Genomic DNA, 23,685 nt, shown 5'->3' on the forward strand with positions numbered 1-23,685 from the left:
TAGATGGCAATTTAGTTTTAAGACAATACCATGAATAATTTAATCATTGCAAAATTTGGAGGAAGTGCAATAGGTTCAGATGGAGAATCAATCCCACAAATTCTTGAAAGGATAAACAATTTAAAAAAAGATTCTAAATTAATTACTGTATTTTCAGCACCATTAACCACTCATAATGGAAAAAGACGTTCTCTTACAGATGTCATATTAGAACAAGGAAAAAATGCAGAAAATGGAATTAAACCATCATTAGACATTGTTAAAACATGTTATCAAAAAATTGTTCAATTAGTTAATGATGAAAATAAGGATAATTGTCAAAAAGATATCGACGTGCATTTAGAAAAATCACAAAAAGCTCTTGAAGATGCACTTGAAAATGGAGAATTTGTAGACGAAATAAGATCCAAAGCATTGGCATTTTCGGGAGAGATATTGATGTCTCATGTTATGAATCATATTCTACGAAGTAATGATATCAAAACTGATGCTGTAGAATTTGAGGATTGGCCAATTATTACAGATAACAACATAGAGTCAACAAATTTTTTGAAATTTGAATCAAATGAAAGAATAGGTAAAATTGAAGAATTAGTTAAAAATAACCAAGTAGTCACTATTGGTGGATTTATAGGAAAAACAGTAGATGGTGTAACAACTACCTATGAACGAGGGGGTTCAGATAGAACTGCAGCTGATTTAGGAATATTATTTCATAAAAAATATGAAACCAGTATAGATTTTGAAAAAGATAGTTCAGTAGTATCAGCTGATCCAAAAATTGTAAAAGAAGGATTAAGAGAAGTTATTCAATTATCTTACAATGAAGCAAGATTAGCTGGAATGTTTGGAATGAAGATTTTAGATCCAATTGCAATTAAAGAAATTGTAGAACATGGAGTAGACATGCCAATTAAAATTACCAATATTAAAAACCCTGAAAAAATTACCATAATTAAAAGACAATTAGATGAACAAAAAGGTCATCCAATTAAAATAGTTACAGGAAAAGAAAATTGTGCAATATTTAGAATAGAAACAAATTCTATACAAAAATTACTTACATCTTTAGAAAAAGACAAACGATATAGTGAATTTATTATTTTATCACCATTTACCAAAGATGGAGTAGAATTATCAAGAATATTATTTTTAGATGGAGATTATGTTAAAAGAAATGAGAAATATCTTTTAGGATTTGACTCACTTGCTACAATTACATACAATAGAGGAGTCATCACATTAATCGGAGATGAAATGTGGAGAGTTCAACAAGTTGCATCAAGAACTAGTGCAAAGATTGGTGAATCGGGATTAAATATTTTGAATATGGATGCACAAGAAGAAACATCAAGAATATTAATTGTTGTAGAAGATGCAGAAGAAAATATTCGAAAAGCAATCATAGCTGTACATGATGAAATATCAAAAATTAATTTTATTTAACTTAATGATGGCGTTACAGGTTTTCACCAGTAAACGCCATTAAGGGTTTGTTCTTGGACTCTTTATCTAGATTTAGTCCGGCGTTACCCACAACACGCTACTATAAGTAGAGCAAATTAGTATTTAATTCTAATCTATATAGATCAGAGTCGTTCTGCCACATACCAGCATGCAATACCAATTCCAATAATTGCATACCACTTGAAATTACTCTTATTTGTGAAAATATTTGGTGAGGCTAATTCCCCATCTGGATGATTTGCTAAACGAATTTTACGCATTTGAAATGCCTGACCAATCAAGCCTGCAGTAAGAAAAATTATTGCAATAAATCCTAAAGTCCACTCCATATCATCATACATAATTGATCAGATATGTATTTTCCATATTGAGAAATTTTCAAAAAATAACTCTTTAAATTACGAGGATTTTTTTCTCTTCCTATGATAGAAACTGGAAAAATATGGATGAATGGAAAATTAGTTCCTTTCAAAGATGCCAAAGTTCACGTATTAACACATGCATTACATTATTCAACATCAATTTTTGAGGGGATAAGATGTTATGACACCCCAAATGGTTCAGCAATTTTCAGATTACCAGAACATGTTGAAAGATTATTCAAATCTGCAAAATTATATTCAATGAAAATGCAATTTACTCAAAAAGAAATTTCAGAAGCAATTGTAAAAACGATTAAAGCCAGTGGATTAAAAGAAGCTTACATTCGACCATTAGCATATTATGGATATGGAACAATGGGATTAACTCCTACAACAAACAAAGTAGATATGTCAATTTCATGTTGGGAATGGAAAATGGGAGAATCAAAAGCTGGAAAATTTTCTGGAGCAAAATGTAAAGTTTCTAGTTGGGTAAAAATTGATTCAAGATCACAACCAATGCAAGCAAAAGCAGCATCAAATTATGCTAATGCTGCTTTAGCAAGAATGGAAGCATTAGATAACGGATATGATGAAGCAATTATGTTAAATTCGCAAGGAAAAGTTGCAGAAGGAAGTGCTGAGAATATTTTCATTATAAAAGATGACATCATACAAACACCACCATTATCAGCTGGTGGACTAGAAGGAATTACTAGAGATAGCATTATACAAATAATTGAAGAAAATGGCGGATTTGTAATTGAGCGAGATTTAGAAAGAGATGATCTATACAATGCAGATGAAATATTCATGACAGGAACTGCTGCAGAAGTAAAATCAGTTACACAAATCGATAAAGTCAAAATTGGAACAGGAAAGATGGGCAGTGTAACTAAAGCATTACAAAAATCATTTAGTGATGTAGTGATGGGTAAAGATGAAAGATTTTTGCCATGGTTAACCTTTATCTGATTTCAAATAACTTTTTTACCCAAAAAAAATATGAAAAATTATGGATTTATGTGCAACAGGTGACACTCCTGAAGTTTGTTGGTTCTGTAGAAAAGGACGTCACGAAGATTGTATGAAAAATATTCCAAAACAAGGAAAATCAGATGGGCCACACGATTGCACTTTTGATACACAATTAATTCCATGTAAATGCCAACATTAAGAAAGAGAAATAATAACAAATACAGCTTTAATTAAAAAATTTTATGAAATATAATGAAGAATTTTGGAATAAATATGCAGATGAAAACGAATCAAGATATAATAAAGAATTTTCAAAATACATCAGAGATTTAGCTAGTTCTTTACCAGGGGTACAAAGTATTTTGGAGATTGGTTGTGGAACAGGTATTGACTTGAGATTATTTTCAGAATCATTTCAGTTACACGGAATTGATCTAAATGACTATGCATTAGACATTGCAAAAAAACAATTACCAAATGTGAATTTTCAAAAAGGTGACATTACCAAATTACCATTTGAAGATTCTTCAATAGATTTTGTATTTACACATGGATTAATGAACTATCTTGATGATGACGTTTTAGAAAATGGAATTAAAGAGATGTTTAGAGTTTCAAAAAAATGGATTATGCATTGTGAGAAATATGAAAAAAATGAAAAAGAAATTGATGAGAATCACAAATTTCGCAACATGGGTGAAAAATGGGTAGATTATAAAATTAAATTTGTAAGTGACGTAGATTTACATGAAGATTACGGACAAGATCAAACTAGATTTACTTTATTAAAAAAAATTTAATCTTTATTCTTAATTTAAAAAATATAATTTAAAGCGGGTCTAGAGGGATTCGGACCCTCGACAACCGGATTAAGAGTCCGGTGCGCTACCTGGCTGCGCCATAAACCCACACTGAATAAAAATGCCTAGAGTTGTTATTAATCTTAAGATTTTAAAATAAATGAAAATTTAGTTTTGTGCTTTAGCTTCGATTTCACTGTACTTTTCTAAAATTGCTGTAAGTGCAGTTGAAACTGGAACATTATTCATCTTCTTCTTTTCTGCAAGAAGTTTTTGATATGCATCTAGTGTAATGTACACTGGAATTGAACCGTTTCCTTCTAGTAATCCTCTAACGTTGTAAAGTGCAGTCTCCATTCCTCTTTCAGCTGATTTTGCAAATTTTGCTTTATCCATAATTGCTCCTAATGGACCAAATGGCATTTCATACTCAACTGACATGGTTATTCTAGTAAGATTATCACCTAATGATTTGAACTCATTTGTGATTGCCCAATTTTTGAAAGGACCTTCAATTTGTTTTGCAACGATTTTTTCATTTCTGATAAATTCAGTTGTTTCACAATCCCACTCTAAACGTTTTCCGCTAAAGTCACCGATAATTCTAAAGGTTGTTCCAACACCCATTCCTTCTTTGATATCCATTGGGATGACTGTCATTCCAACAGAATCATTTTTGATTTGATCAGAAACATGTTCTGGTCTTGCGAAGTAAGTGAAGACACTGTCAACAGGTGTTTTAATATCGATTGATTTTCTTACGAGGGTCAACATTTTGATTTCTAGATAATAAGGATTTAAAGGTTGTGAAGATTTCCTCGAAGGAAATTGATTTACAATATATTCATCTCTCATTAAGTATATCGTATGATTAAGATGCGATCAACATTATTGATCTTCATTATAATTTTTTCAGCAACTTCAGCCATGAATTCTGCATATGCACATTCATTGTTTAATTCAGCAGAAGAATTCTATGGAGGATATAGAGTTCAAGTAGCCACAACGCCTGAATTTCCACAATTAAATGAACCATCTCAATTTTTGGTCAGAGTTACTGATGCAGACTTTGAAGAAGTTGATAATTTCACAATGGGGATCAGAGTGTTCTATAACGATCAACAAGTAAATGCAATTCCTCCAACATCCATACAAGATGGGCATTGGGATATAGACTATGTTTGGAAAAATCCTGGAAACCATATTGTCTATATTGATTTGTACGATATGGAGGGGACAAAAGGAACATTAACTTATTCATTTAATATGGGAACTCAAAGTCCATTTGGAGTAATTTTCATAGTTGCAATCACCGTAGGTGCATTAACTTTTGCAGTTGTAATGGGTTACATTTACTTGCCAAAATATTTTAAAAAATCTAAATCTTAGATTTCATTGGCATTTTTGCAATACGGAATGCAAATAATGTTGTTAACAGTACCATTGAAAACAAAAAGATTCCAATACCTAAATGAATTGAAACTAAAACCGCATGTAACTTTAAGTCAATAACTAAAGCACCCAAAGTAATTTGTGTAACAACTAATGCAGTTGCAAGTGAGCTAGTGACTTTAATTTTCAAATCAGCATTTTTGTTGATCAAACTTGCAACCATTGTAGAGATTACTAAGATACCAACACTTGCAGCAATTAATCTGTGAGTCCATTCAACAAAATATTCAGCTGATGGCATGAAACCGTTTGGACATTCAGGCCATTCAGGACAAGTTAATCCCAATCCAGCTGCAGAAATATATCCACCAATAAACATCAGTGAATACAATACTACTAAAGTTGATAATGCTAGATATTGAATTGCCAAAATTATTCTACAATAAATTCGCCGATCATTCCTTGTAATGCATGTCCAGGAACAGTACAAATGTAGTAGTAAGTTCCAGGTGCACCAGCAATAAAGGTCGTACTACCAGATTCACCAGGTTTTAATGGGTTTGTTGCTGCTGCAATTTCTGAATCAAAAACAACACTGTTAAAATCATCAGGGTTTGAGACTACACCAAATGCATGAAATGACATTCCAGCATTGAGTGAAGTGATTGTTACTTCATCACCAGAGCTTACAGTTATTGAAGGATTATTTCCTTCTTCTCCAGGTAATGCGTTAAATGCTAGAGTTCTAAAATCATCAGACTCTACAAAGTCAAGTGTAAAGTCATGAGATACACCAGTTGGGGCTGCTGCAACTGCTGGTCCACTTGAACCAGAAATAATAATTTCACCAACCATACCTTGATCTCTATGTCCTGGAACAGTACAAATGTAGTAGTAAGTTCCTTCCTCACCTGCAATGAATTCAGAAGTACCAGATTCACCAGGTTTTAATGGGTTTGTTGGTGCTGCAACTTCACTTCCAGGAATAATTCCTGCAAAGCCTTCAGTGTCTTTTGTTACACCAAATGAATGGAATGACATCCCATCATTTACAACATTAAAGATAACTTTGTCACCAACACTCATCTCAATTGTTGGATTGACTCCAGGTTCATCAATCATAGCATTAAACGTCAAAGATCTAAAGTCAGGTGATTCAAGAAATGAAAGATCTTGTGTAATTGTTATTCCAGTTGCTTCAGCAGGTGCTGAATGATCAACATCTCCTGCCATTACTGCAACGACATTAGGTGTTTCTGAAATCCAATAATCCCACATTCCAAAGAAAATTGCTCCACCTACAATACAAATTCCTAACATAATAGCTAGCATCTTTCCAACTCTAGACGAAGTTGTTCTGTAAAGTTCTGGGGAATATTCTTGGTTCATTTCATATATCTCCTAATGTGATGGGTTCTTTGCCTCAAATGGATAGTAGTATTTGCCTCCAAGACCAAATGGATCGTCTGTGTCTGCAATCTTTCCTTTTCCAGCGCTGTGAATCATGTTTGCTAAGAATATTGCCATACTAATACCAATAATCATAGCACCAATAGTGGTTATTTGATTCATTGCAATCCATTCTGGAATTGGCGGATAATCATAAATTCTTCTTGGCATTCCATACAATCCAAGTATGTGTTGTGTAAAGAATACTAGAACAGTTCCTATGAAAGACAAGGTAAAGTGAATTTTACCTAATGCCTCATTATACATTCTACCAGTTACATATGGGAACATGTAGTAAAGGAACCCAATTGAACCAAATGCAATTGTTCCCATTACAAATAGGTGGAAGTGTCCAACAACCCAATAGGTATCGTGTGTTGTAAAGTCTAATGGCATTGCACTGTTAACTACACCACCTGCACCCGCAGAGAAGAATAATGCAATTCCTCCAACAGACCACATCATTGGTGTTGAGAATTTAATTCTTGCATTCCACATTGTTGCAACAAAATTGAATACGTGCATTGCAGATGCGGGTACAGCAGCTAATGTACCGACCATAAAGACTGTTTTTTCAGTAAATGACATACCGGTTGCATACATGTGGTGTGCCCATGATGAGAAACCGACAATGGATAACAAAACAAATGCAAAGATTCCAGAATTATAACTGTAAATTGGTTTTCTAGAGAATCTAGGAATAATTTCATACATCATACCAATTGCTGGAATGACTAAAACATAGACTTCAGGATGGAATGTAAACCAAAACAAGTGTGCATATGAAATTGGATCACCACCCATTGCTGGATTGAAAAATCCACTTGCTCCAAGTCTATCAGTTAACAGCATTAACAATGCTGCAGCAAATGTCGGAATTGCTACAAGAATAATCAACGATGAGGATAAGAATGACCATGCCAATAATGGGACTTGTCCAATAGACATGTCAGGATGTTTACACTTCAAAATTGTAACTATAAAGTTAAGTGCACCCAAAACTGAAGAAACACCCAAAATCTTTAAGCCAAAAATCCACATGTCGGCGGCAGGACCCGGGGCACTAATTATAGAATAAGGAGGTGTTGCATACCATGTAAAATCTGCAAATCCTAACCAGATAAGAACACCTGCTGGAGGAATCATCCAAAATGCAATTGCATTAAGTTTTGGATAAGCCATATCCTTGTATCTAACCATAATTGGAACATAGTAGTTACCAACTGCAGATGCAAAAGGAATAATGAATAAGAAGATTAACGTTGTTCCGTGAACAGTAAAGATTCTGTTAAATGTCATTGCATCTGTTATAATTTGAGAACCTGGTAAGAATAGTTCAGCTCTAATTCCAAGTGCCAATGATCCACCTAAGAATAAGAATGTGAGTGAACTGATCAAATAAAGTAATCCAACATCAGTGTGATGTGTTGAAAACATAATTTGCCAAATTGGACGTGGTTTTTGTAATTCTAAAGTCATTAGTTAATCTCCTCGAAAATAATTTGGGATAAAAGCGTTGTTAAGATTGTCAATGTGATGGCTCCTCAACATATAGTGTTCCTCTCATGTTATAGTGGATTAATCCACAATATTCTCTACATTGAATATCATGTACACCAGGTGCATCTGGTGCAAACCATACAGTATTTACTCTACCAGGAATTGCATCCAATAAAACTACATAATCGTGAATATTAAAAGAATGATTAACATCTGTAGAAACTATTTCAAATTTGTAGGCTTTTCCCACTTCAACATGTAATTCGCCAATTTCTTTTGTTCCATCTTCATGTTCAAAAGTCCAGAACCACTGCTGCCCAGTTACAATAATTGTTTCAGCATCTTCAGGAATGTGTTCAACAAGTCTTTCAGCTTCCCATGCTTCGGCACCTACCCAAGCCATTAATGCAATAACTACTGCAACATAAATCCATTCAGGCCAGTTAGAGTGTCCACCCATTTCTACCAGTCAGTCCCCTCATAGCTAGTTGGTTTTGCTTTAGGATGAGATTCTCTGAATCTCCAAACTTGCCAAATAATTGTTCCAGAAACTACAGAACCAACAATAAATGCTACTGTCATCATCTTATAGAATAAGTTCCAAATTACAGCTCTACGATCAAGATATTCACCAGGTTCGTCACCTGCTGCAAATGCGAAATCTGCAGCTGGTAAAGCTACCAATATTGCCATTATCAAGAAGAATCCATAGATTGATTTCATTAGCGATTATTTGATTTCGGCTTCAATTTCTTTATAAGGGTTTTCAAGATTCGCATTTACCAATTCTGATCGAACCTTGTAGGATGCATTACGTTAACTCCAGTTAAAGAGAATTTGCGATCTTTTTCTCTAAATAGATTTAGAGAAGCATTTGCGATAATCAGTTCAAATAGGTTTGTAGGAGACAAATCAACTACAGTGGATAACATTGCTTTGATGGGATCCATATGAGTAACTAATACAATATTTTCATCAGAATGTTTTTCAATTATTTCATCAACAATTGATAAGACTCGTTTTTTCACATCAGTAAAAGTTTCTACTCCATTATGAGCAATTTCTAATTCATCATTATAGAATTTCATAAAGACATTACCATGACTTGAAAAAATTTCATCATATGGAACACCAGTAAATTTACCCATATCAAGTTCAATTAGTCGGTCATCAATTTCTACATCAATGGAATTATGTTTGCCAACAATTTCAGCAGTATGTTTTGCTCTTTGAATTGGACTTGAATAAATTGCAGAAATATTCATGTGTTTAAGTAATTCAGCAGTTTGTTGAGCTTGTGTAATACCCTTATCAGTTAAAGGAACTCCAGGAGTTCTACCAGACAATACTCTTTCAGTATTGTTTTTTGCCTGACCATGTCTAAGAAAAATTATTTGGCCCACTATGTTCAAAAGATCAAATAGAGATAATAATAACATTATCAGGTAATAAAATATGAAAGTTGGAATAATTGGAGGAACAGGTGGAATGGGTAAAGGTTTTGCCTTAAGATGGTCACAAAACTATGACGTTATTATTGGTTCAAGAGATGCAACAAGAGCATCTGAATCAGCAGCAGAGATTACAAATATTGCAAAAGAAGCATTTGGAGAAATTAAAGGAACGATTTCAGGAAACGATAATCTTTCTGTAGCAAAAAATAGTGATGTTTTAATTTTATCAATTCCTTATGAGAATATTGATTCAGTATGTTCTGGAATTTTATCTGAGATTAAAGATAGTTGTGTAGTAGTCTCACCAATTGTACCAATGACTAAAACAGATGTTGGTTTTGAATGTGTTTCAATTAAAGACAACAAACCATTTTCATACAAACTTATTTCAAATCACATGAAAGATAAATCAAAGCTAGTTTCAGCATTTCATGTAATTTCTGAGAAAAAATTGATTAATCCCACATTAGAATTAGATTACGATATCTTTGTTTGTGGTGATGATAAAGAATCAGTTCAAGTTGTCAATACCCTAATTGATGAAATTAAAGGATTGAGATCAATTTACTTAGGACCAATAGAATTATCATATCTTGCAGAAATGTCTACACCATTGTTACTTAATGCAATGATTAGAAATAAAATTAAAAATCCAGGCATCAAAATCATTTGAGTCTGCATTTCATTAATCATGAGTCACGAATATCATAGAAGAGGTAAAAATTGGTTTACTGCAATTGGTTTGATGTTTTGCGTTATGGCAACAATTGTTTTTATTCAACAATTGTTAATTTGGGGGCCAGAATTCGTAGGAGATTTTTTATTTAATCAAGAAGTCACAAATGAAAAAGTATCAATGGGAATGCTAGCATTTGGGATTTTTATGATAGCATTAGGATTTAGAAAACATGAACAAAAGGGATGAATTTCTAAAAAAACAAAAAATTTTACGATTATGTACTATAGACAAAAATAATTTTCCACACATTACACCTGTATGGTATAGATATAGTAGTGGAAAAATACACATTGGAACAAATACTAAAACTCAAAAAATTAAAAATATTCAAAAAAATAATCACGTATCATTTTGTGTAGATGTAGGAATTAGTGCTCCTAGCATTTATGGAGTAATGTCTAAAGGAATTGCCAGCATAATTGTAGAAATGCCAAAAACAAAAACTCTTGCAAAAAAAATTCTCTTAAAATATTTTAAAACATTGGAAAATAAATCAGCAAGACAATTACTTGATGATACAGATTGTGTTATAGAAATTGTTCCAGAAAAATTTTCAACATGGAATTATTGAGAGACAAATTCTTCAATTTTATTCATTGCAGAATCTAAAATTTCAAGACTTGGAAGATAAACTAGTCTAAAATGTCCAGTTCCATATTGTTCTCCAAAACCAGAACCATGAACAGTTAGAACACCTTTCGATTCCAATAATTTTGTAACAAATTCTTTATCGCTACCAAATCTATTATCCTCAATTTTTGGAAATGCATAAAATGCACCCTTTGGATTTGGGCAAGAAAGTCCAGGCATTTCATTGAGACGTTTAACAACTAAATCTCGATGTTTTTTCATTTCTGAAACAAAATCATTGATGTAATTTTGTGGTCCACGTAGAGACTCTAAAGCTGCATGTTGAACTGGAAGACTTGTTGCAATTCTCACTCGGGCTAATTTAGGAAGATGTTCACGTATTGCCTCAAGTTGAGGCGATTGATTAAATGCAATATAACCAATTCTCCAACCGGACATTAAATGAACTTTAGAAAAACCATTTAGAATTATAACAGGTGAATCACCAGCAACCTTTCCAATTCCTACAAATTTATCATCAAAAATTATTTGATCATAGATTTCATCACAAATTATGTAGAGATTATGTTCATTAGCAATATCAACTAATTCTTTGAGTGCATTTTCATTAAATACTACACCTGTCGGATTATTGGGACTGATTAAACAAATTGCAACAGTTTTCGATGTAATTTTAGATTTAATATCATCAATATCAGGAGTGGAGTTATTTAGATCCACAGAAAATTCTACAGGAATACCACCATGTAATCTAACATACGAAGCATATGGAGGATAATATGGTCCAGGTAAAAGCACTTCATCACCTTCTTCAACGATTGAAGAAATTACCATATCAAGTCCTTCAGAAACACCATTTGTAATTAGAACGTCATCAGCTGTAATAGAAAGTCCTTTCAGATTTTCTTTTTTTGCAATCTCTTCACGTAATTCTAAAAGACCTTCTGATGTAGAGTAATAATTTTCACCTTTATTGATAGAATTGATTAAAGCTTGTTTTACATTATCAGGAGGTTGAAATCCAAACTGTACAGGATCACCAATGTTTAGATAGTCAACAGTCATTCCAGATTGTTCAACTTTTCTTGCAGTTAGTACAATGTCTCTAATTGCATATTCAACACCCATGACTTTTTTTGAAACTTTCAATGTATCTAGACAGATATTTACACCCGTTAAAATCTTAATTGTTTGGACTCGTGGCTCAGCCTGGATAGAGCAAGCGGCTTCGAACCGCTAGGTCGAGGGTTCAAATCCCTTCGAGCCCTTTAGATTATTTTATTAACCAAATAATTTTCCAGAAAACTAAATGAAGATATCCGCATTCAAAATTGGATTTGTATTAGTAGTGATTGGAATGATTTGGGTTACAGTAATTTTCAATGAAACTGAAAAAAATCATGATTCAGCAATACTAAAAAAATATAGTTCGATGGAATCAAAATTAGAATTTACAGGAAAAGACATAGGATATTACAAAGTTTACATGCCTGAATTTACCAAAGAGAATGTATTTGTTCAAATTTTAGATAAAAATTTGAATGTAATACAAGAGCAAAAAGTCAATACAAAATTTTCAGTAGGTTATTTTGACTTTGATAAAGATGGATTTTATACAATGAAAGTATCAAATATTTCAGAAAATTCAATAATTTTACAAACAGAATTTGGAAATACTCATTCAGAAAAAATGGTTGCTCCTGGAATTATGATATTATTAGGTTCTCTGATAATTATGTTAAGTTCCTATTTAAAAATAAAAAATTACAATATAGAACATCCAGATGAAAATATTTCATAAATCTGAATACATTGAATAGTATGACCAAAAGTTAAGACAATATTAAAAATTAACCAAGTTGCAAAAAATAAAAATGCAATTATTGAGAAAGGTAAAAAGAATTTCAATTTTGTGTGTTCTCTATTTTTAATAATTAAAACTGCTCCAAATGATGCAAGAACTAAACCTAGCTCAAGAGGTTGATGAGACCACGAAATAAGTCCATCAATTCCAAAAAGATCATGAGATAATGAATCACCAAATCCAGAGATCATTTGGATTATAGAGCCTACAATAACAAATTTTATTCCAGTTTTCAGAGAACCATGAACTGATTTCCTTAAGAGTAACAAACAACCCATTGCTGCAGCAATAGTAGTCATAAACACACCAGAATAAACAACAATATGAGAAGGACTCCAAAAGAATTCAGGTTCTTTAAGAATGTGAGATATAGCATCCCAAAATCCAGCTGAAACTATTACAATAGGTCCAATAACTGCAAGGAGAGACACAAGAGAAACAAGAGTCGAGGATTTTAGAATGGAAGATTTTAGAATGAGTGATTTTGAAAACTTTTGAATTAATTTCATTTTATTTTTCTGATAAAAATAGACTATTTGAAATATTGGGATGATTATTTTTAATAGAATTACACATTATGCATAATTAAAAGAATTAACTATATTAGATGAGCAGCTCTGAATCAATCATGAGTCCAGGAATAGGATTAATGAAAAGAAGATTAGAAAAAGAAAAAGATGCCATAGCATTGGCAATTTCAGGAATTGCAAAACAATACGATAAAAAACCTGAAGATCTTAAAACATTAGAAACAAAATACCATAGTGATGCAGGAGATTGGTATGTAGCATTGGGATGGGATGATAAAAAAGCAATAGTAAAAATGGATTCAGTATTGGGAACCATAACTGAAATTAAAGAAATTTAATTAATTAAAAATAAGATTATAATTGGTTCATTATGGAGTACATCGATGGATATTACTATTGAGCCATGGAAAAAATTAATCATTCATGAAATTATCGAGTATCAATTTGATGATTGGGTTAAACAAATTGCATTTAGTACAAGATCATCAGGAGGAGGCATCCCCACAATGCAATGGACAAATGGAATTGTTTTTGCATCATCGAGCCTACCAACTACCAATGCAACTGTTGAAGAACAATTGAAAGGGATTTTACATTGGTCATCAGTATCATTTGCAATTAAAGAAAAATTTGAGAAGCAAATTGTGAAAGAAAATGCAACTATTAATCTAGTAGATGTTAGTGTAAATGAAATTTTTAATAAATTATCTATTGAATTAAAAGCACAATCAAAATATACAAATTCAAAATCTGGCAAAGATCAATGAATATTGAGGAAGAAATTAAAAAATGTGAAATTTTTTCAAAGCAAATTAAACAATATGATCCGGATCCATTTTATGTAAATTATTTTTTTATCAAATACCTTAATTCGATTGAAAATATAATAAATGGGATTTTTGAGGAAGCAAATTCAGATTTTGGGTTATTTGTTCTAGATAAAATCACTCAGAAAAAATTTAATGCTAAAGCAAAAATAAAACAAGATTTGGATGCATTAAAATTTTCTGAATGGTTTTCAAAAAAATATGAAGTAGAGCACAAAAATCCATATCCAAATTTTATGGATAAAATTCGTCAATTCAAAAATATGAATGAAAAATTACCAGAAATTAAGATAATGATTAGAGCTATTGAAAGATACAAAGATGATTTTTGTCAGGAAATTAAAGTAGATTTAAGAGATAAGAAAATTATTTCAAAAGAACAATTAGAAATTGAGATAAAAAGGCAATCTTCTGCATTTTTAGAAATAATTAATCAAAAAAGAAATAGTAAAGATGAACCAAAAATTACAAAAAAGAAAATCACATCTTCTGCATTTTTAGATTTAGAAAATGGACAAAATATCGAAATAATGTATTTATGTCAAATTTACACGCCTGTGATTAAACGATTACTTGATGAATCAAGAGAGACAATTAAAGAAATCAAAAATTCAACAATCTAAATAAAAATTATTTTTGTCGATTTTGTAATCGTCTTTCCATTCGGGATTTACCTTCATCAAACTTCATACGATCCTCATCTGTTTTTAGAGCTAAGGCTGGAACAGGCATAGGTTTTCCATTTTGACCTAGTGCAACAAATGTTACAAAAGCAGTTGCAGTAATAGTCCTAATCCCAGTTACAATATCTTCAGCTTCTGCTTTGACTTCAATTTCCATTGAAGAATTATGAATATAATTAATTCGGGCATTTAAGAAAAGTACATTTCCAACAAAAACAGGTTTCAAGAAATTCACACTGTCTAAAGACACAGTTACTGCATTAGATTGAGAATGGCGCTGTGCAACTATTCCTGCAACCATATCAATATTTTTTAAAATTTCACCACCAAACACATTTCCAGCTGGATTTGCATCAGATGGGAACATTCTAACTATAACTTCAGCATGAGATTCAGATGGAGTTTTTTCAGATTTAATAGAATTTTCAGAGGACATTTCTTATACAACCATATCTGTACATTCATCCAATTTAATTTGATCAGTCAATTAAAGATTATTTGAAATATTTTTTCAGGTTAATTTTATCAATTTTAGGTATTTTTGCCATCTCAAATCCTTCTGGACGTTTAGAAGTAGAACGTGTTGCATCAATACCCATTTTGGCAGTTTGTAATTTCTTTTGATCACTAGATGGGTCCAGACTAGAACCACGCACATTTTTAATAATTACTAAATCCTTATCAGCTTGGAATCTTGTTGCCATTGCATATTCAACAGATTCAGCATTGTTTGGATCAATATCCTCATCAACAACAGTTACTTGTTTTAATGAACGATGTGATTCGAATGTTTTTTTAATAATTTTTTTAGCGTCTGATTCGGTTTTCTTTTTAATTTGAACAACAGCATGTAACCAGTTTGAGCCACCATTTGTCATTGAGACTTGTTTTACTTGAGAAAAAGCCTTTTTCAATTCTCCATTTAGTTTAGATTCAATTGGCATTCCCATTAACAATCTATGTTCACCATAACCTGACAAAACATCATGGAAGATAGGATTATTTCTAAAAAACAAATTCTCGATTTCAAAAATTGGTTGTGATCTTTTATGATCATAAGTTTGAAGCATTTCAACCATCCATTCTGGATGCACTTTATCACGTAAAATTTTTCCCTCCATAACAATTTCCGAACCTGATGGCACATTTAGTCCAGAAAATGGAAGTTTTGTTAAGGTCAATTTTCCGCCCAAGAGAGAATTTGCAATATCAATTTCATCTTTTCCCCAATCAAATTGATAAGCACCGGCAATTGAGATTGCAGGATGAACACCAACAGTAATTGCTACTTTGAGATCTTCACCATGTTCTTTTGCATCAATAAAACAGCGATGTAAGTGACGACCTTCAACCATTCTAATTGAGAGATGAGTTTTATCAATGGGCATCATCCTATGAAAAGATGAATTTTGTTTTCCTGTTTCAGGATTTTTGGCATAAGCAACTGAAGAAGTAATAAAAGGTCCAGATTCTTTTTCAAAATGAGTAACAATTGGTAATAAATCGATATTTTTGGATTTATTTTCCATGAATTTTCCATTAGGCACGATTTTTGGGGCTTTTGAGTTTTTTATTGCTGAAATAACTTTTTGATGTATGTTATTTTCTGTGCCTTCAACTGCCAAAGCAAACCTATTTCGGGTTCCAACCAAGTTTGATACTAGTTTAAAATCACTTTCTTTGATATTTTCAAACAATACAGCATGTGATTGATCTACTTTTGCCGTAATACCAGCAATTTCATATTTTGTTGAAACTTTAGTTTTAATAGTTTTAAGCTCTTTAATTTTTTTAACTTTAGAAATATAATTTCTTAAATCACTCATTTTCAATCATTTCCATTATTTCAGACATTAAGGCTTTTGCGATTGGAGGTTCTAATTCATTTTTAACAAATGTTGACACTAGTGCAATTCCTTTCATTCTTGTACTAATACGTTCAGAAATTAATCTTAGAAATAAGGATTCATTTTTTGATGGAATAATTGTTGTTGTTGTGGGAGTAGGTCCAGTTGCCAAAGAAACAGTCATTGAACCAATCTTGTCATTATCTTCAGAAACAGATACAAAAAATCCATTTTCAAATTTTTGAATTCTTAAGGAAAAATTCCGATTTTCTAATTTAATAATTCTATTTAAAAATCCATTTGAAGAATTCAATAATTCCCAAATGAATCTTATGCTTTTATTGCTATTGATTCATTTTCTGGATTTTTTTTACAATTCTTCATATGTTTATCAATGAAGACATAAGATTTTCCACAAAATTCACATAATGTTTTTTCTTTACCTTTTGATGATTTTGCTTTTGTGGTTTTTGTTTTTCCTGCAGCTTCTGCAACTAATTCTTGTTCCATTGCAGCAATAGAATTGGTTTCAACTTCTTCTGCAGAATCAGCTTCAACTCTTGCACGAAGTTTTGCTTTGTATTTCAAATTACGTGGTTTTGTTCTTAGTCTATATCCACAGCAAGGACACCACAATCCTTCCCATTTAATGAAAATTTCACAAATCTGACATCGTCTCTGACCTGATGCATAACGTCCTGTTCCAACAGGTTTTTGAGCTTTGTATCTAATACAGATGCCTTTGCATGTCATTAGTATTTTGTATAGAAATTGTAACTATATAAGGATGGATCGCAATAAATTATAAAAAATAAAAAATTAAATTGAAATTTTTACAAGAATTTTCATAAAAAAAATATTTTTTTCAAGAAAACCAAATTAAATTAACAATAAATATGTAGGGATAATTTTCTACTGTTATTTTCTAAATTAATTACAAAAATTTAAAATTTTTACACATAAAAAAATTATTTAAAAAATTATGGAATCATACAAGTGTTTGTTGTATCACCAAAGACAGTTCCAGGCCCACATTTAGAATTAGTATCAACATCAGATTCTATTGTTTCATCAATTGCTTCAACAGATGGTTGTACAGAATTATCAATTGAAGCAACTATTTTATCAAATCCATTATTTATTACCACTGCACCACCAACAATAGCTAAAATTGCTAAACCCCCTACAACTATGAAAATATTTTTTCTATTTCCATTGTTAGATTTTATCTCAATAGTTTTGTCAGGTGCTTTGTCAGCATCATCATCTTTTACTTTGGGATTTTTAACATCACTACCACATTCAAGACAAAATTTAGAATTTACAGGAATGGATTTTCCACATTTCCAACAATAAAGATACTGCATCTCAATAATATCACCTTTCTTTTCATCATCGATGTTCTCTTCAGAAGGCATATTTTCAGAATCTTCTTCAAATGGATTTTCTCCACGTATTTTTACTAATTTTTTTTTTGAGTCTTAACTTGCTCAATATATTCATGTATTAATTTATCAAGATATGCTCTGTCAGAACCATATACAGTTCTTTTTTGTTTTAACATGAGTTTGATATGTTCTAATCTATATGGGTTCCCACGTTCATTTTGAGTAAAATATTTACTTGATCAAGTAGAGACTGTTAATTCATCAGTAAAATATCTTAAATTTAAAATTGATCAATATTTGGGATTGTGATAAGATTATGCTTTCAAAATTGTAGAAACGACATGTTTTACCATATCATCAAAATTGGCATTTACATTTGATTCTATTTCGGCTAATTTAGAATCGCCGTCTTGTGCAATTTTTGCAGATTCAGAATTTGCTTTTTCTTTTGCTGCATTGATCATTACTTCAGATTCTTTAGTAGCCATCTCACGAGTTTTTTCTAATAATGTATCAATTTCACTCAAAGTTTTAACATTTAGTTGTTTTTTCATATCTCCAACTTTGCCAGTTAAAGAATCTAAATCATCTTCTAATCCGTTCAAAGATTTGATAATTCCTGTAACTTTTGATTCTGCAACATCTGCCATGTTATTCAGATTTCATTAATTCCATTTATTAAATCATTCATTTTTAGGACGTATTTTAGGCACAAAAAGCGAAATTATCCAGATGTGAGAAGTAAAATTGCTCGGGCTAGATCGCCATTGGCTTCTTCTAAAGCACTTTTTGCCTTTTCTTCATCAACGCCTGCTTGTTGACTAACTAATTGAATATCATCATCAGAGAAAATTGGAACTTCTAATTCAGCTTCCTCATAGCTGTCTGCAGTTACAGTGAATATGGAACTATCTTTTGCTTTCATTTCAGTCACAGAAGGCTTTGAAATGATTATCTCTTTTTTGTCAGTTTTAATAATTACTTCTTGAACATTTTGTAATTCATTCATATCAAGACCCATTTTATCCATCATTCTTCGCATTTCGCGATTGCCTCCTCGCATCATACCACTATCTTCTCCTTACGACTTTTTAAACTATCTCTAACTTTTACGGCTACACCCATTTTCAAATCAGATATCATTTTTGCAGATAAAATTGCCTTTCCAACTGCAATTACTTGATTTTCAAATAATATTGGAGTATCAGATGAAACTTTCACATTTTTACCACACCATGTTACATGTTTACAAAAAACTGATCTTCCTTCCATGACAAAAGGAGCAGCGTCTTTGTTAACTTCAATACAATTTTCTTTGAATATTTTATTTTTCAATAATATTTGAGCAAACCCAATACTAATTGCTAAACTACCATTGATTCTCAATGTACAAAGTAATTTTCCTTTATGTGAAACTGTTCTAATTCTACCAGTTTTTCTTGACAATTCAATTTCTATATCTTTTGGTAAAAATTTTGAAGTTCCTTTTCCAAATAATGCATCTAATGATTGTTGGAGTTTCACAAAATTTTCCATAACTCATAATGAATTATTGGAAATATTAGTTGTTGTTAATCTATAGCAATAATAAATAACTATATAGATAGTTTAAAAATTAATAGATTATGGAAGAACAAGGTGAAACAAGGAAAATTCAGTTTACTGGTAAATCATCATACATAGTTTCACTTCCAAAACAGTGGATTAATGAATTAGGGCTCAAACAAGGGGATCAAATTCGAATGGTTAGAAAGGGAACATCTACTTTAGAACTATATCCACCAAAATTTGAATCTCGCATACAAAAAAAAGAAGACGCAACAATTGAAATTACTGAAGATGAAAAAGCAGATTCCATAGTAAGAAAATTAATTTCATTATACTTTTTAGGATTTAAAACCATTAATCTAAAATCAAAAAAAGGAAGATTAAATCCAATTCAAAGAAACACTGTAAAAGAAGCTGTAAAAAGAATGTTAATGGGTTCTGAAATAATTTCAGATTCTAGTAATGGAATAACGATTCAAGTTTTAGTTAATTTATTAGAATTATCGATTGATGGTGCTTTCAAACGGATGATACATTTGGCAAAATCAATGTCAAATGATGCAATACTAGCTGTGAAAGAAAATAATTTAGATTTAGCACAAGAAGTTATCAATACAGATGATGAAGTGGATAGATTCGGATTTTATATAATTCGTCAACTAAAGATTGCAATACAAAATGAACATGTTTTAAAAGAAATGGGATTTAGAAATGCTAGAGATTGTTTAGGATATAGATTAGTTGTAAAAAATATAGAAAGAACAGGAGATCATGCAGCATTTATCGCAAAAGATTTTCTAGAATTTAAAAAACCGATCAAAAAAGAAATTTTAGACAAACTAAAAGATATGAATGATTTTTCATTGACTGTATTAGATGAATCATGTTTGGCTCTATTCAAAGAGGATTATTATCAAGCTGAGAAGACAATCAAAAAAATAGAAGAAATTACCAAATATGAGAAGAAAATTAGAGATTCCTCAAAATCATTAAAAGATGATGAAGAGATTTACAGAGTTAGAAGATTAGTCGAGAATATAAGAAGAATTTCAGAATATGCAAGCGATATAGCTGAAATTGTGTTAAATATGAATATCGAAAAGACATTAAAAAAAACGGATTAAACTATCAAAATGGATAAGGCAATTCTGATAACATATGATAAAGAGGATGCAATTAATGAAGCAAAGGGACTTTGTGAAGCAGCAGGATATGAAGTAGTTCACATAATTAAAGAGAGTTATCTTCAAAAACCAAAATACGGTATTGGTGTAGGAACACTTGAAAAACTACAAGAAATTGCAGATAAAATAAGACCAGATGTGATTGTATTTGATGAAATTCTAAAACCTAGTCAAAATTACAATCTAGCAACAGAGTTACAAAGAGAAATTTTAGATAGAGAAGGATTAATTCTAGAAATTTTTGAAAGTAGGGCATCCAGTGCCGAATCAAAATTACAAGTAAAATTAGCTCAATTAAGATATGAAATGGTAAGAGCGAAAGAAAAAGTTCGCTTAGCCAATATGGGAGAACAACCAGGATTTATGGGAATTGGAAAATTCGAAGTTGATGTTTACTATAACGATATCAAACATAGAATGCACACAGTCAAAATGAAATTAGAAAAAGCTGGTAAACAAAGAGAACTTCACAGACAAGGTAGAAAAAGAATGGGATTCACAATAGTCTCATTAGCAGGATATACATCAGCTGGAAAAACAACATTATTTAACAAAAGCACGGGTGAAACAAGAATTCAAAGTAATGAATTATTTACAACGCTCTCAACAACAACTAGAAGAATTATAATTAATCAAGAACCAGTTTTAATGTCGGATACAGTGGGATTCATCAGTAAATTACCAGCATATATGATAGATGCATTCAAATCTACATTAGAGGAATTAACTTATTCAGATATTATTATTTTAGTAATCGATATTAGTGATTCACAATTAGAATTAAAGAAAAAGTTTGCTAGTTGTATGAGAACATTAGATGAATTAGGAGTTAAAGAAGAAAAAATAATTTTTGTGTTAAATAAATTAGATTTAATTAAAAAAGATCAAATAAATAATAAAATAGAATTTTTGAATTTAATGGAAAATGAAAAAGTAATTACCGTTTCATCAAAAAGTGGTGAAAATATAGACGAATTAAAAAAAATAATAGAAAATACAATAATGATACAAAATCCACATAAATATAAAAAAAATGAATCAAAGGGAGTTGAAAAATATTGAATATTGAAGTGGTTAGAATTGGTCAACGTGTAATTCGAGATGACAGAGTTACTACACATGTTGCATTAGTTTCAAGGTCATTTGGAGCAAAAAAAATTTTCATGACAGAAGTAAATTCAGAAATTAAAGACACAATTGAAAAAATAAACAACACATGGGGAGGAGATTTTGTTGTCGAGTTTGTAGATAATTGGAAATCAGTTATAAAAAATAAAAAAAATGAAGGTTACAAAATAGTCCATTTATCGATGTATGGGGAAAAAATTAATCAAATTCAAAATCAGTTACGTTTAGAAGATAAAATGCTAATTGTGGTAGGAGCCGAAAAAGTCCCTAGAGAAATTTATGAATTAGCAGATTACAATGTAGGTGTTGGAAGTCAACCTCATTCAGAAATTAGTGCTTTAGCGATATTACTAGATAGAATTCAAAAGGGGGAACAATTTGAGAAAGTGTTCTCAAATGCAAAAAGAAAGATTATACCCACAAAAAATGGCAAAAATGTCCAAGTAAATGAGACAAGGGATTAATACTAGAAACTAAGGATGAATTAAGTTGGTAGACAAATACGAAGATCCTTTTGTTAGAATTGCATCAATGATTGGGGGAGATGAATATCTCAAAGTTGCAAGATCTTTACTAAAAGCTGAAGATGCAACCGATGAAGAAATCGCCAGTTCTACAGGTCTTAGAATCAACATGGTAAGAAAAGTACTATACGATCTTTTTGGAAAATCTTTGATTACAGGTATTAGAGTAAAGGATGAAAGAAAAGGTTGGTTTGTTTATAGATGGAGAACAAGACGAGAAGAAGTAGAACATTTTATTGAAAATCAAAAAAAGAAAATCGAGGAGAGACTACAACAAAGATTTGATTATGAAAATGCATCAGACTTCTATCATTGCGGAAATGAGGATTGTCCAAGAGTAACATTTGAAGACGCATTAGAGGGGATGTTCAAATGTCCATCATGTCAAGATGTATTAAATATTAAAAAGAATGAAAAATCTCGAAAAGCATATTCAAAAAAGATAGATGAAATCAAAAAAGATATGCAACAAACATTTTGATTAATTAAAAAATATCAAGTTAATAGAATTAAAAAATTGTTTTATTCATCTTCATACTCTTCATCATCTTCACATTGTTCTAATTCCAAATAACTTGGAAATCCATCATCTTGGAAGAAAATCTCAATACAAATATTGGTATCTAAAGTTGAGGCTAATGTTTCAGCCAAGTCTTTAGGAAAATTACCTAATCTACCAGGATCATTAGAATATCGATATTGGGTGATTTGCTCATCATGATAAAAATCAATTTCAAGATCACCATTGTTGAATTTTTTGACTTTAATTACCTCGCCAAAAACTGAATTAGTCAAGATTAATTTCCACGGTTAGAAACATCACGAGTAAGATTTTCAGCCAATTCCTCATAATGTTGTCTTGATTTACCTAATTCATTTAATTGAGTTTCTTCAATGCCAGAAAGTTCATTATCAACTTTTTCAGAAACATATTGTAATCTTGCTTCAGCCATCATGAATAATTTGTTATTTTCTTTCCACAAATGTTCTGTAATATGATCAACGTAAAGTTGCATATCTGAAATTAGATTCTCAGAATTTCCTGATGAAAGATATTCTTTGGCAGAATTTTCCATTGAATTTCCAATTTCTCTAGAGCGTTCGTGATCAATTAACATCATGGCAATAGGACCCATTTTACTAGGTAATCCAGCTTTTTCTAATGCAGGGAATAACGATTTTTCTTCTTTTGTATGATGACAAACATCAGTAAAATTTTTTGAAAAATCAATTACAGGAAGTAAAATTGATTCTGGAATTTGTTTACCATTATTTAATAATTCAATTGTAGATTGCATAGCTTTGATTACTTTTTCAATTAATTCATGATCACGTCTAAGTGATGTAGTTGACATGTTTTAAAAACATAAAATCCAATATCTATATCTTTTTAATTTTAAATAATTAAAATATAGAATTAGTTAACGAGT

The 23,685-nt window shown here is 31.1% G+C and carries 36 protein-coding genes and 2 tRNA genes; 17 read left to right on the forward strand and 21 right to left on the reverse strand.

Features of this window, described 5'->3' with window-relative positions; all coding sequences use genetic code 11:
- Positions 1–30 precede the first annotated feature (30 nt).
- A complete protein-coding gene (locus AW732_RS07615; RefSeq protein ID WP_067960884.1) occupies positions 31–1,446 on the forward strand; it encodes an aspartate kinase in 1,416 nt (471 codons plus the stop codon).
- 143 nt (positions 1,447–1,589) lie between these two features.
- Here the strand turns inward: AW732_RS07615 and AW732_RS07620 are convergent, their stop codons facing one another.
- Positions 1,590–1,796 (reverse strand): hypothetical protein, encoded by a 207-nt coding sequence (locus tag AW732_RS07620; RefSeq protein WP_067961082.1) that lies wholly within the window; start codon positions 1,794–1,796, stop codon positions 1,590–1,592.
- A 93-nt stretch (positions 1,797–1,889) separates the two neighbouring features.
- Between AW732_RS07620 and AW732_RS07625 the strand changes: the two genes are divergently transcribed.
- Genes AW732_RS07625 through AW732_RS07630 form a run of 3 tightly spaced genes read left to right on the forward strand, consistent with a single transcriptional unit; the run spans position 1,890 to position 3,607 of the window.
- Positions 1,890–2,804 carry a branched-chain amino acid transaminase gene (locus tag AW732_RS07625; RefSeq protein ID WP_067960887.1) on the forward strand — a complete coding sequence of 305 codons (915 nt, stop codon included), beginning with the start codon at positions 1,890–1,892 and terminating at the stop codon, positions 2,802–2,804.
- A gap of 40 nt (positions 2,805–2,844) precedes the next feature.
- Positions 2,845–3,006, forward strand: a complete 162-nt coding sequence (locus tag AW732_RS08825; protein WP_172790428.1) for a hypothetical protein — start codon at positions 2,845–2,847, stop codon at positions 3,004–3,006.
- 43 nt (positions 3,007–3,049) lie between these two features.
- On the forward strand, positions 3,050–3,607 hold the full coding sequence (locus tag AW732_RS07630) for a class I SAM-dependent methyltransferase (RefSeq protein ID WP_067960890.1): 558 nt from the start codon (positions 3,050–3,052) through the stop codon (positions 3,605–3,607).
- A 34-nt stretch (positions 3,608–3,641) separates the two neighbouring features.
- On the opposite strand, the gene AW732_RS07635 is transcribed toward AW732_RS07630, so the two are convergent.
- Positions 3,642–3,715: transfer RNA gene (locus AW732_RS07635), tRNA-Lys, on the reverse strand.
- Positions 3,716–3,775: 60 nt separating this feature from the next.
- The gene (locus AW732_RS07640; RefSeq protein WP_067961085.1) at positions 3,776–4,378 is read right to left on the reverse strand and encodes an SRPBCC family protein; all 603 of its coding nucleotides are present in this window, start codon (positions 4,376–4,378) and stop codon (positions 3,776–3,778) included.
- A 96-nt stretch (positions 4,379–4,474) separates the two neighbouring features.
- Between AW732_RS07640 and AW732_RS07645 the strand changes: the two genes are divergently transcribed.
- Positions 4,475–4,996 (forward strand): hypothetical protein, encoded by a 522-nt coding sequence (locus tag AW732_RS07645; protein ID WP_067960892.1) that lies wholly within the window; start codon positions 4,475–4,477, stop codon positions 4,994–4,996.
- Here the strand turns inward: AW732_RS07645 and AW732_RS07650 are convergent.
- From AW732_RS07650 to AW732_RS07675, 6 genes are read right to left on the reverse strand one after another with little or no spacing between them, the layout of a single operon-like run.
- Positions 4,986–5,429: a COX15/CtaA family protein gene (locus AW732_RS07650; protein WP_067960893.1), complete on the reverse strand. Its 444-nt coding sequence runs from the start codon at positions 5,427–5,429 to the stop codon at positions 4,986–4,988. The genes AW732_RS07645 and AW732_RS07650 overlap by 11 nt on opposite strands.
- A gap of 2 nt (positions 5,430–5,431) precedes the next feature.
- Positions 5,432–6,388: a plastocyanin/azurin family copper-binding protein gene (locus AW732_RS07655; RefSeq protein ID WP_067960896.1), complete on the reverse strand. Its 957-nt coding sequence runs from the start codon at positions 6,386–6,388 to the stop codon at positions 5,432–5,434.
- A gap of 12 nt (positions 6,389–6,400) precedes the next feature.
- Positions 6,401–7,927 (reverse strand): cbb3-type cytochrome c oxidase subunit I, encoded by a 1,527-nt coding sequence (locus AW732_RS07660; protein ID WP_067960899.1) that lies wholly within the window; start codon positions 7,925–7,927, stop codon positions 6,401–6,403.
- Positions 7,928–7,976: 49 nt separating this feature from the next.
- A complete protein-coding gene (locus AW732_RS07665) occupies positions 7,977–8,408 on the reverse strand; it encodes a hypothetical protein (protein ID WP_067960902.1) in 432 nt (143 codons plus the stop codon).
- A 2-nt stretch (positions 8,409–8,410) separates the two neighbouring features.
- Positions 8,411–8,671 carry a heme transporter CcmC gene (locus AW732_RS07670; protein WP_067960905.1) on the reverse strand — a complete coding sequence of 87 codons (261 nt, stop codon included), beginning with the start codon at positions 8,669–8,671 and terminating at the stop codon, positions 8,411–8,413.
- A 56-nt stretch (positions 8,672–8,727) separates the two neighbouring features.
- Positions 8,728–9,351, reverse strand: a complete 624-nt coding sequence (locus AW732_RS07675; RefSeq protein WP_067961087.1) for a histidine phosphatase family protein — start codon at positions 9,349–9,351, stop codon at positions 8,728–8,730.
- Positions 9,352–9,403: 52 nt separating this feature from the next.
- Here AW732_RS07675 and npdG point away from each other — a divergent pair, with 52 nt between their 5' ends.
- Genes npdG through AW732_RS07690 form a run of 3 tightly spaced genes read left to right on the forward strand, consistent with a single transcriptional unit; the run spans position 9,404 to position 10,712 of the window.
- The gene (gene npdG / locus AW732_RS07680) at positions 9,404–10,075 is read left to right on the forward strand and encodes an NADPH-dependent F420 reductase (protein ID WP_067960908.1); all 672 of its coding nucleotides are present in this window, start codon (positions 9,404–9,406) and stop codon (positions 10,073–10,075) included.
- An 18-nt stretch (positions 10,076–10,093) separates the two neighbouring features.
- The gene (locus AW732_RS07685; RefSeq protein WP_067960910.1) at positions 10,094–10,327 is read left to right on the forward strand and encodes a hypothetical protein; all 234 of its coding nucleotides are present in this window, start codon (positions 10,094–10,096) and stop codon (positions 10,325–10,327) included.
- Positions 10,311–10,712, forward strand: a complete 402-nt coding sequence (locus tag AW732_RS07690; protein ID WP_067960914.1) for a pyridoxamine 5'-phosphate oxidase family protein — start codon at positions 10,311–10,313, stop codon at positions 10,710–10,712. Before AW732_RS07685 ends, AW732_RS07690 begins: the two co-directional genes overlap by 17 nt.
- Here the strand turns inward: AW732_RS07690 and AW732_RS07695 are convergent.
- Positions 10,706–11,881, reverse strand: coding sequence for an aminotransferase class I/II-fold pyridoxal phosphate-dependent enzyme (locus AW732_RS07695; RefSeq protein ID WP_067960917.1), 1,176 nt, complete (start codon positions 11,879–11,881; stop codon positions 10,706–10,708). The two genes, AW732_RS07690 and AW732_RS07695, sit on opposite strands and share 7 nt — an antisense overlap.
- 44 nt (positions 11,882–11,925) lie before the next feature.
- On the opposite strand from AW732_RS07695, the gene AW732_RS07700 reads away from it, so the two are divergent.
- Together AW732_RS07700 and AW732_RS07705 are read left to right on the forward strand one after the other, a co-directional pair.
- Positions 11,926–12,000: transfer RNA gene (locus tag AW732_RS07700), tRNA-Arg, on the forward strand.
- Positions 12,001–12,041: 41 nt separating this feature from the next.
- The gene (locus AW732_RS07705; RefSeq protein ID WP_067960920.1) at positions 12,042–12,533 is read left to right on the forward strand and encodes a hypothetical protein; all 492 of its coding nucleotides are present in this window, start codon (positions 12,042–12,044) and stop codon (positions 12,531–12,533) included.
- Here AW732_RS07705 and AW732_RS07710 read toward each other — a convergent pair.
- Positions 12,497–13,105, reverse strand: coding sequence for a hypothetical protein (locus AW732_RS07710; protein ID WP_067960923.1), 609 nt, complete (start codon positions 13,103–13,105; stop codon positions 12,497–12,499). The genes AW732_RS07705 and AW732_RS07710 overlap by 37 nt on opposite strands.
- A 119-nt stretch (positions 13,106–13,224) precedes the next feature.
- Between AW732_RS07710 and AW732_RS07715 the strand changes: the two genes are divergently transcribed.
- Genes AW732_RS07715 through AW732_RS07725 form a run of 3 tightly spaced genes read left to right on the forward strand, consistent with a single transcriptional unit; the run spans position 13,225 to position 14,576 of the window.
- Entirely contained in the window at positions 13,225–13,464 is a 240-nt protein-coding gene (locus AW732_RS07715) for a hypothetical protein (protein WP_067960926.1), read from the forward strand.
- Between the two features lie 45 nt (positions 13,465–13,509).
- A complete protein-coding gene (locus AW732_RS07720; RefSeq protein WP_067960929.1) occupies positions 13,510–13,893 on the forward strand; it encodes a hypothetical protein in 384 nt (127 codons plus the stop codon).
- Entirely contained in the window at positions 13,890–14,576 is a 687-nt protein-coding gene (locus AW732_RS07725; RefSeq protein WP_067960932.1) for a hypothetical protein, read from the forward strand. The genes AW732_RS07720 and AW732_RS07725 overlap by 4 nt, the downstream gene beginning before the upstream one ends.
- 7 nt (positions 14,577–14,583) lie before the next feature.
- Here AW732_RS07725 and AW732_RS07730 read toward each other — a convergent pair whose 3' ends face one another.
- From AW732_RS07730 to AW732_RS07765, 8 genes are all read right to left on the reverse strand, one after another.
- Positions 14,584–15,072 (reverse strand): acyl-CoA thioesterase, encoded by a 489-nt coding sequence (locus AW732_RS07730; RefSeq protein ID WP_067960935.1) that lies wholly within the window; start codon positions 15,070–15,072, stop codon positions 14,584–14,586.
- A gap of 58 nt (positions 15,073–15,130) precedes the next feature.
- Positions 15,131–16,462 (reverse strand): UbiD family decarboxylase, encoded by a 1,332-nt coding sequence (locus tag AW732_RS07735; RefSeq protein ID WP_067961089.1) that lies wholly within the window; start codon positions 16,460–16,462, stop codon positions 15,131–15,133.
- A complete protein-coding gene (locus AW732_RS07740) occupies positions 16,455–16,796 on the reverse strand; it encodes a hypothetical protein (protein WP_067960937.1) in 342 nt (113 codons plus the stop codon). The genes AW732_RS07735 and AW732_RS07740 overlap by 8 nt, the downstream gene beginning before the upstream one ends.
- A gap of 17 nt (positions 16,797–16,813) precedes the next feature.
- Complete coding sequence (locus AW732_RS07745; RefSeq protein WP_067960941.1) at positions 16,814–17,236, reverse strand: hypothetical protein; 423 nt, start codon at positions 17,234–17,236, stop codon at positions 16,814–16,816.
- A gap of 227 nt (positions 17,237–17,463) precedes the next feature.
- Positions 17,464–17,901, reverse strand: coding sequence for a zinc ribbon domain-containing protein (locus tag AW732_RS07750; protein WP_067960945.1), 438 nt, complete (start codon positions 17,899–17,901; stop codon positions 17,464–17,466).
- Between the two features lie 284 nt (positions 17,902–18,185).
- Positions 18,186–18,521, reverse strand: a complete 336-nt coding sequence (locus tag AW732_RS07755) for a hypothetical protein (protein ID WP_067960948.1) — start codon at positions 18,519–18,521, stop codon at positions 18,186–18,188.
- Between the two features lie 74 nt (positions 18,522–18,595).
- Positions 18,596–18,937, reverse strand: a complete 342-nt coding sequence (locus AW732_RS07760; RefSeq protein WP_067960951.1) for a nascent polypeptide-associated complex protein — start codon at positions 18,935–18,937, stop codon at positions 18,596–18,598.
- Entirely contained in the window at positions 18,934–19,407 is a 474-nt protein-coding gene (locus AW732_RS07765) for a PUA domain-containing protein (protein ID WP_067960953.1), read from the reverse strand. Before AW732_RS07765 ends, AW732_RS07760 begins: the two co-directional genes overlap by 4 nt.
- Before the next feature lie 89 nt (positions 19,408–19,496).
- Between AW732_RS07765 and AW732_RS07770 the strand changes: the two genes are divergently transcribed.
- Genes AW732_RS07770 through AW732_RS07785 form a run of 4 tightly spaced genes read left to right on the forward strand, consistent with a single transcriptional unit; the run spans position 19,497 to position 22,736 of the window.
- Positions 19,497–20,543, forward strand: coding sequence for a phosphate uptake regulator PhoU (locus AW732_RS07770; protein WP_067960955.1), 1,047 nt, complete (start codon positions 19,497–19,499; stop codon positions 20,541–20,543).
- A gap of 9 nt (positions 20,544–20,552) precedes the next feature.
- Complete coding sequence (gene hflX, locus AW732_RS07775; protein ID WP_067960958.1) at positions 20,553–21,665, forward strand: GTPase HflX; 1,113 nt, start codon at positions 20,553–20,555, stop codon at positions 21,663–21,665.
- On the forward strand, positions 21,662–22,195 hold the full coding sequence (locus AW732_RS07780; RefSeq protein ID WP_067960961.1) for a TrmH family RNA methyltransferase: 534 nt from the start codon (positions 21,662–21,664) through the stop codon (positions 22,193–22,195). The genes hflX and AW732_RS07780 overlap by 4 nt, the downstream gene beginning before the upstream one ends.
- Positions 22,196–22,220: 25 nt before the next feature.
- Positions 22,221–22,736: a transcription factor gene (locus tag AW732_RS07785; protein WP_067960964.1), complete on the forward strand. Its 516-nt coding sequence runs from the start codon at positions 22,221–22,223 to the stop codon at positions 22,734–22,736.
- Positions 22,737–22,777: 41 nt separating this feature from the next.
- On the opposite strand, the gene AW732_RS07790 is transcribed toward AW732_RS07785, so the two are convergent.
- A complete protein-coding gene (locus AW732_RS07790; protein ID WP_067960966.1) occupies positions 22,778–23,050 on the reverse strand; it encodes a hypothetical protein in 273 nt (90 codons plus the stop codon).
- 2 nt (positions 23,051–23,052) lie between these two features.
- Positions 23,053–23,610, reverse strand: a complete 558-nt coding sequence (locus AW732_RS07795) for a hemerythrin domain-containing protein (RefSeq protein WP_067960968.1) — start codon at positions 23,608–23,610, stop codon at positions 23,053–23,055.
- Positions 23,611–23,685: the final 75 nt, after the last annotated feature.

Source organism: Nitrosopumilus sp. Nsub (assembly GCF_001541925.1).
Classification (GTDB): Archaea; Thermoproteota; Nitrososphaeria; order Nitrososphaerales; family Nitrosopumilaceae; genus Nitrosopumilus.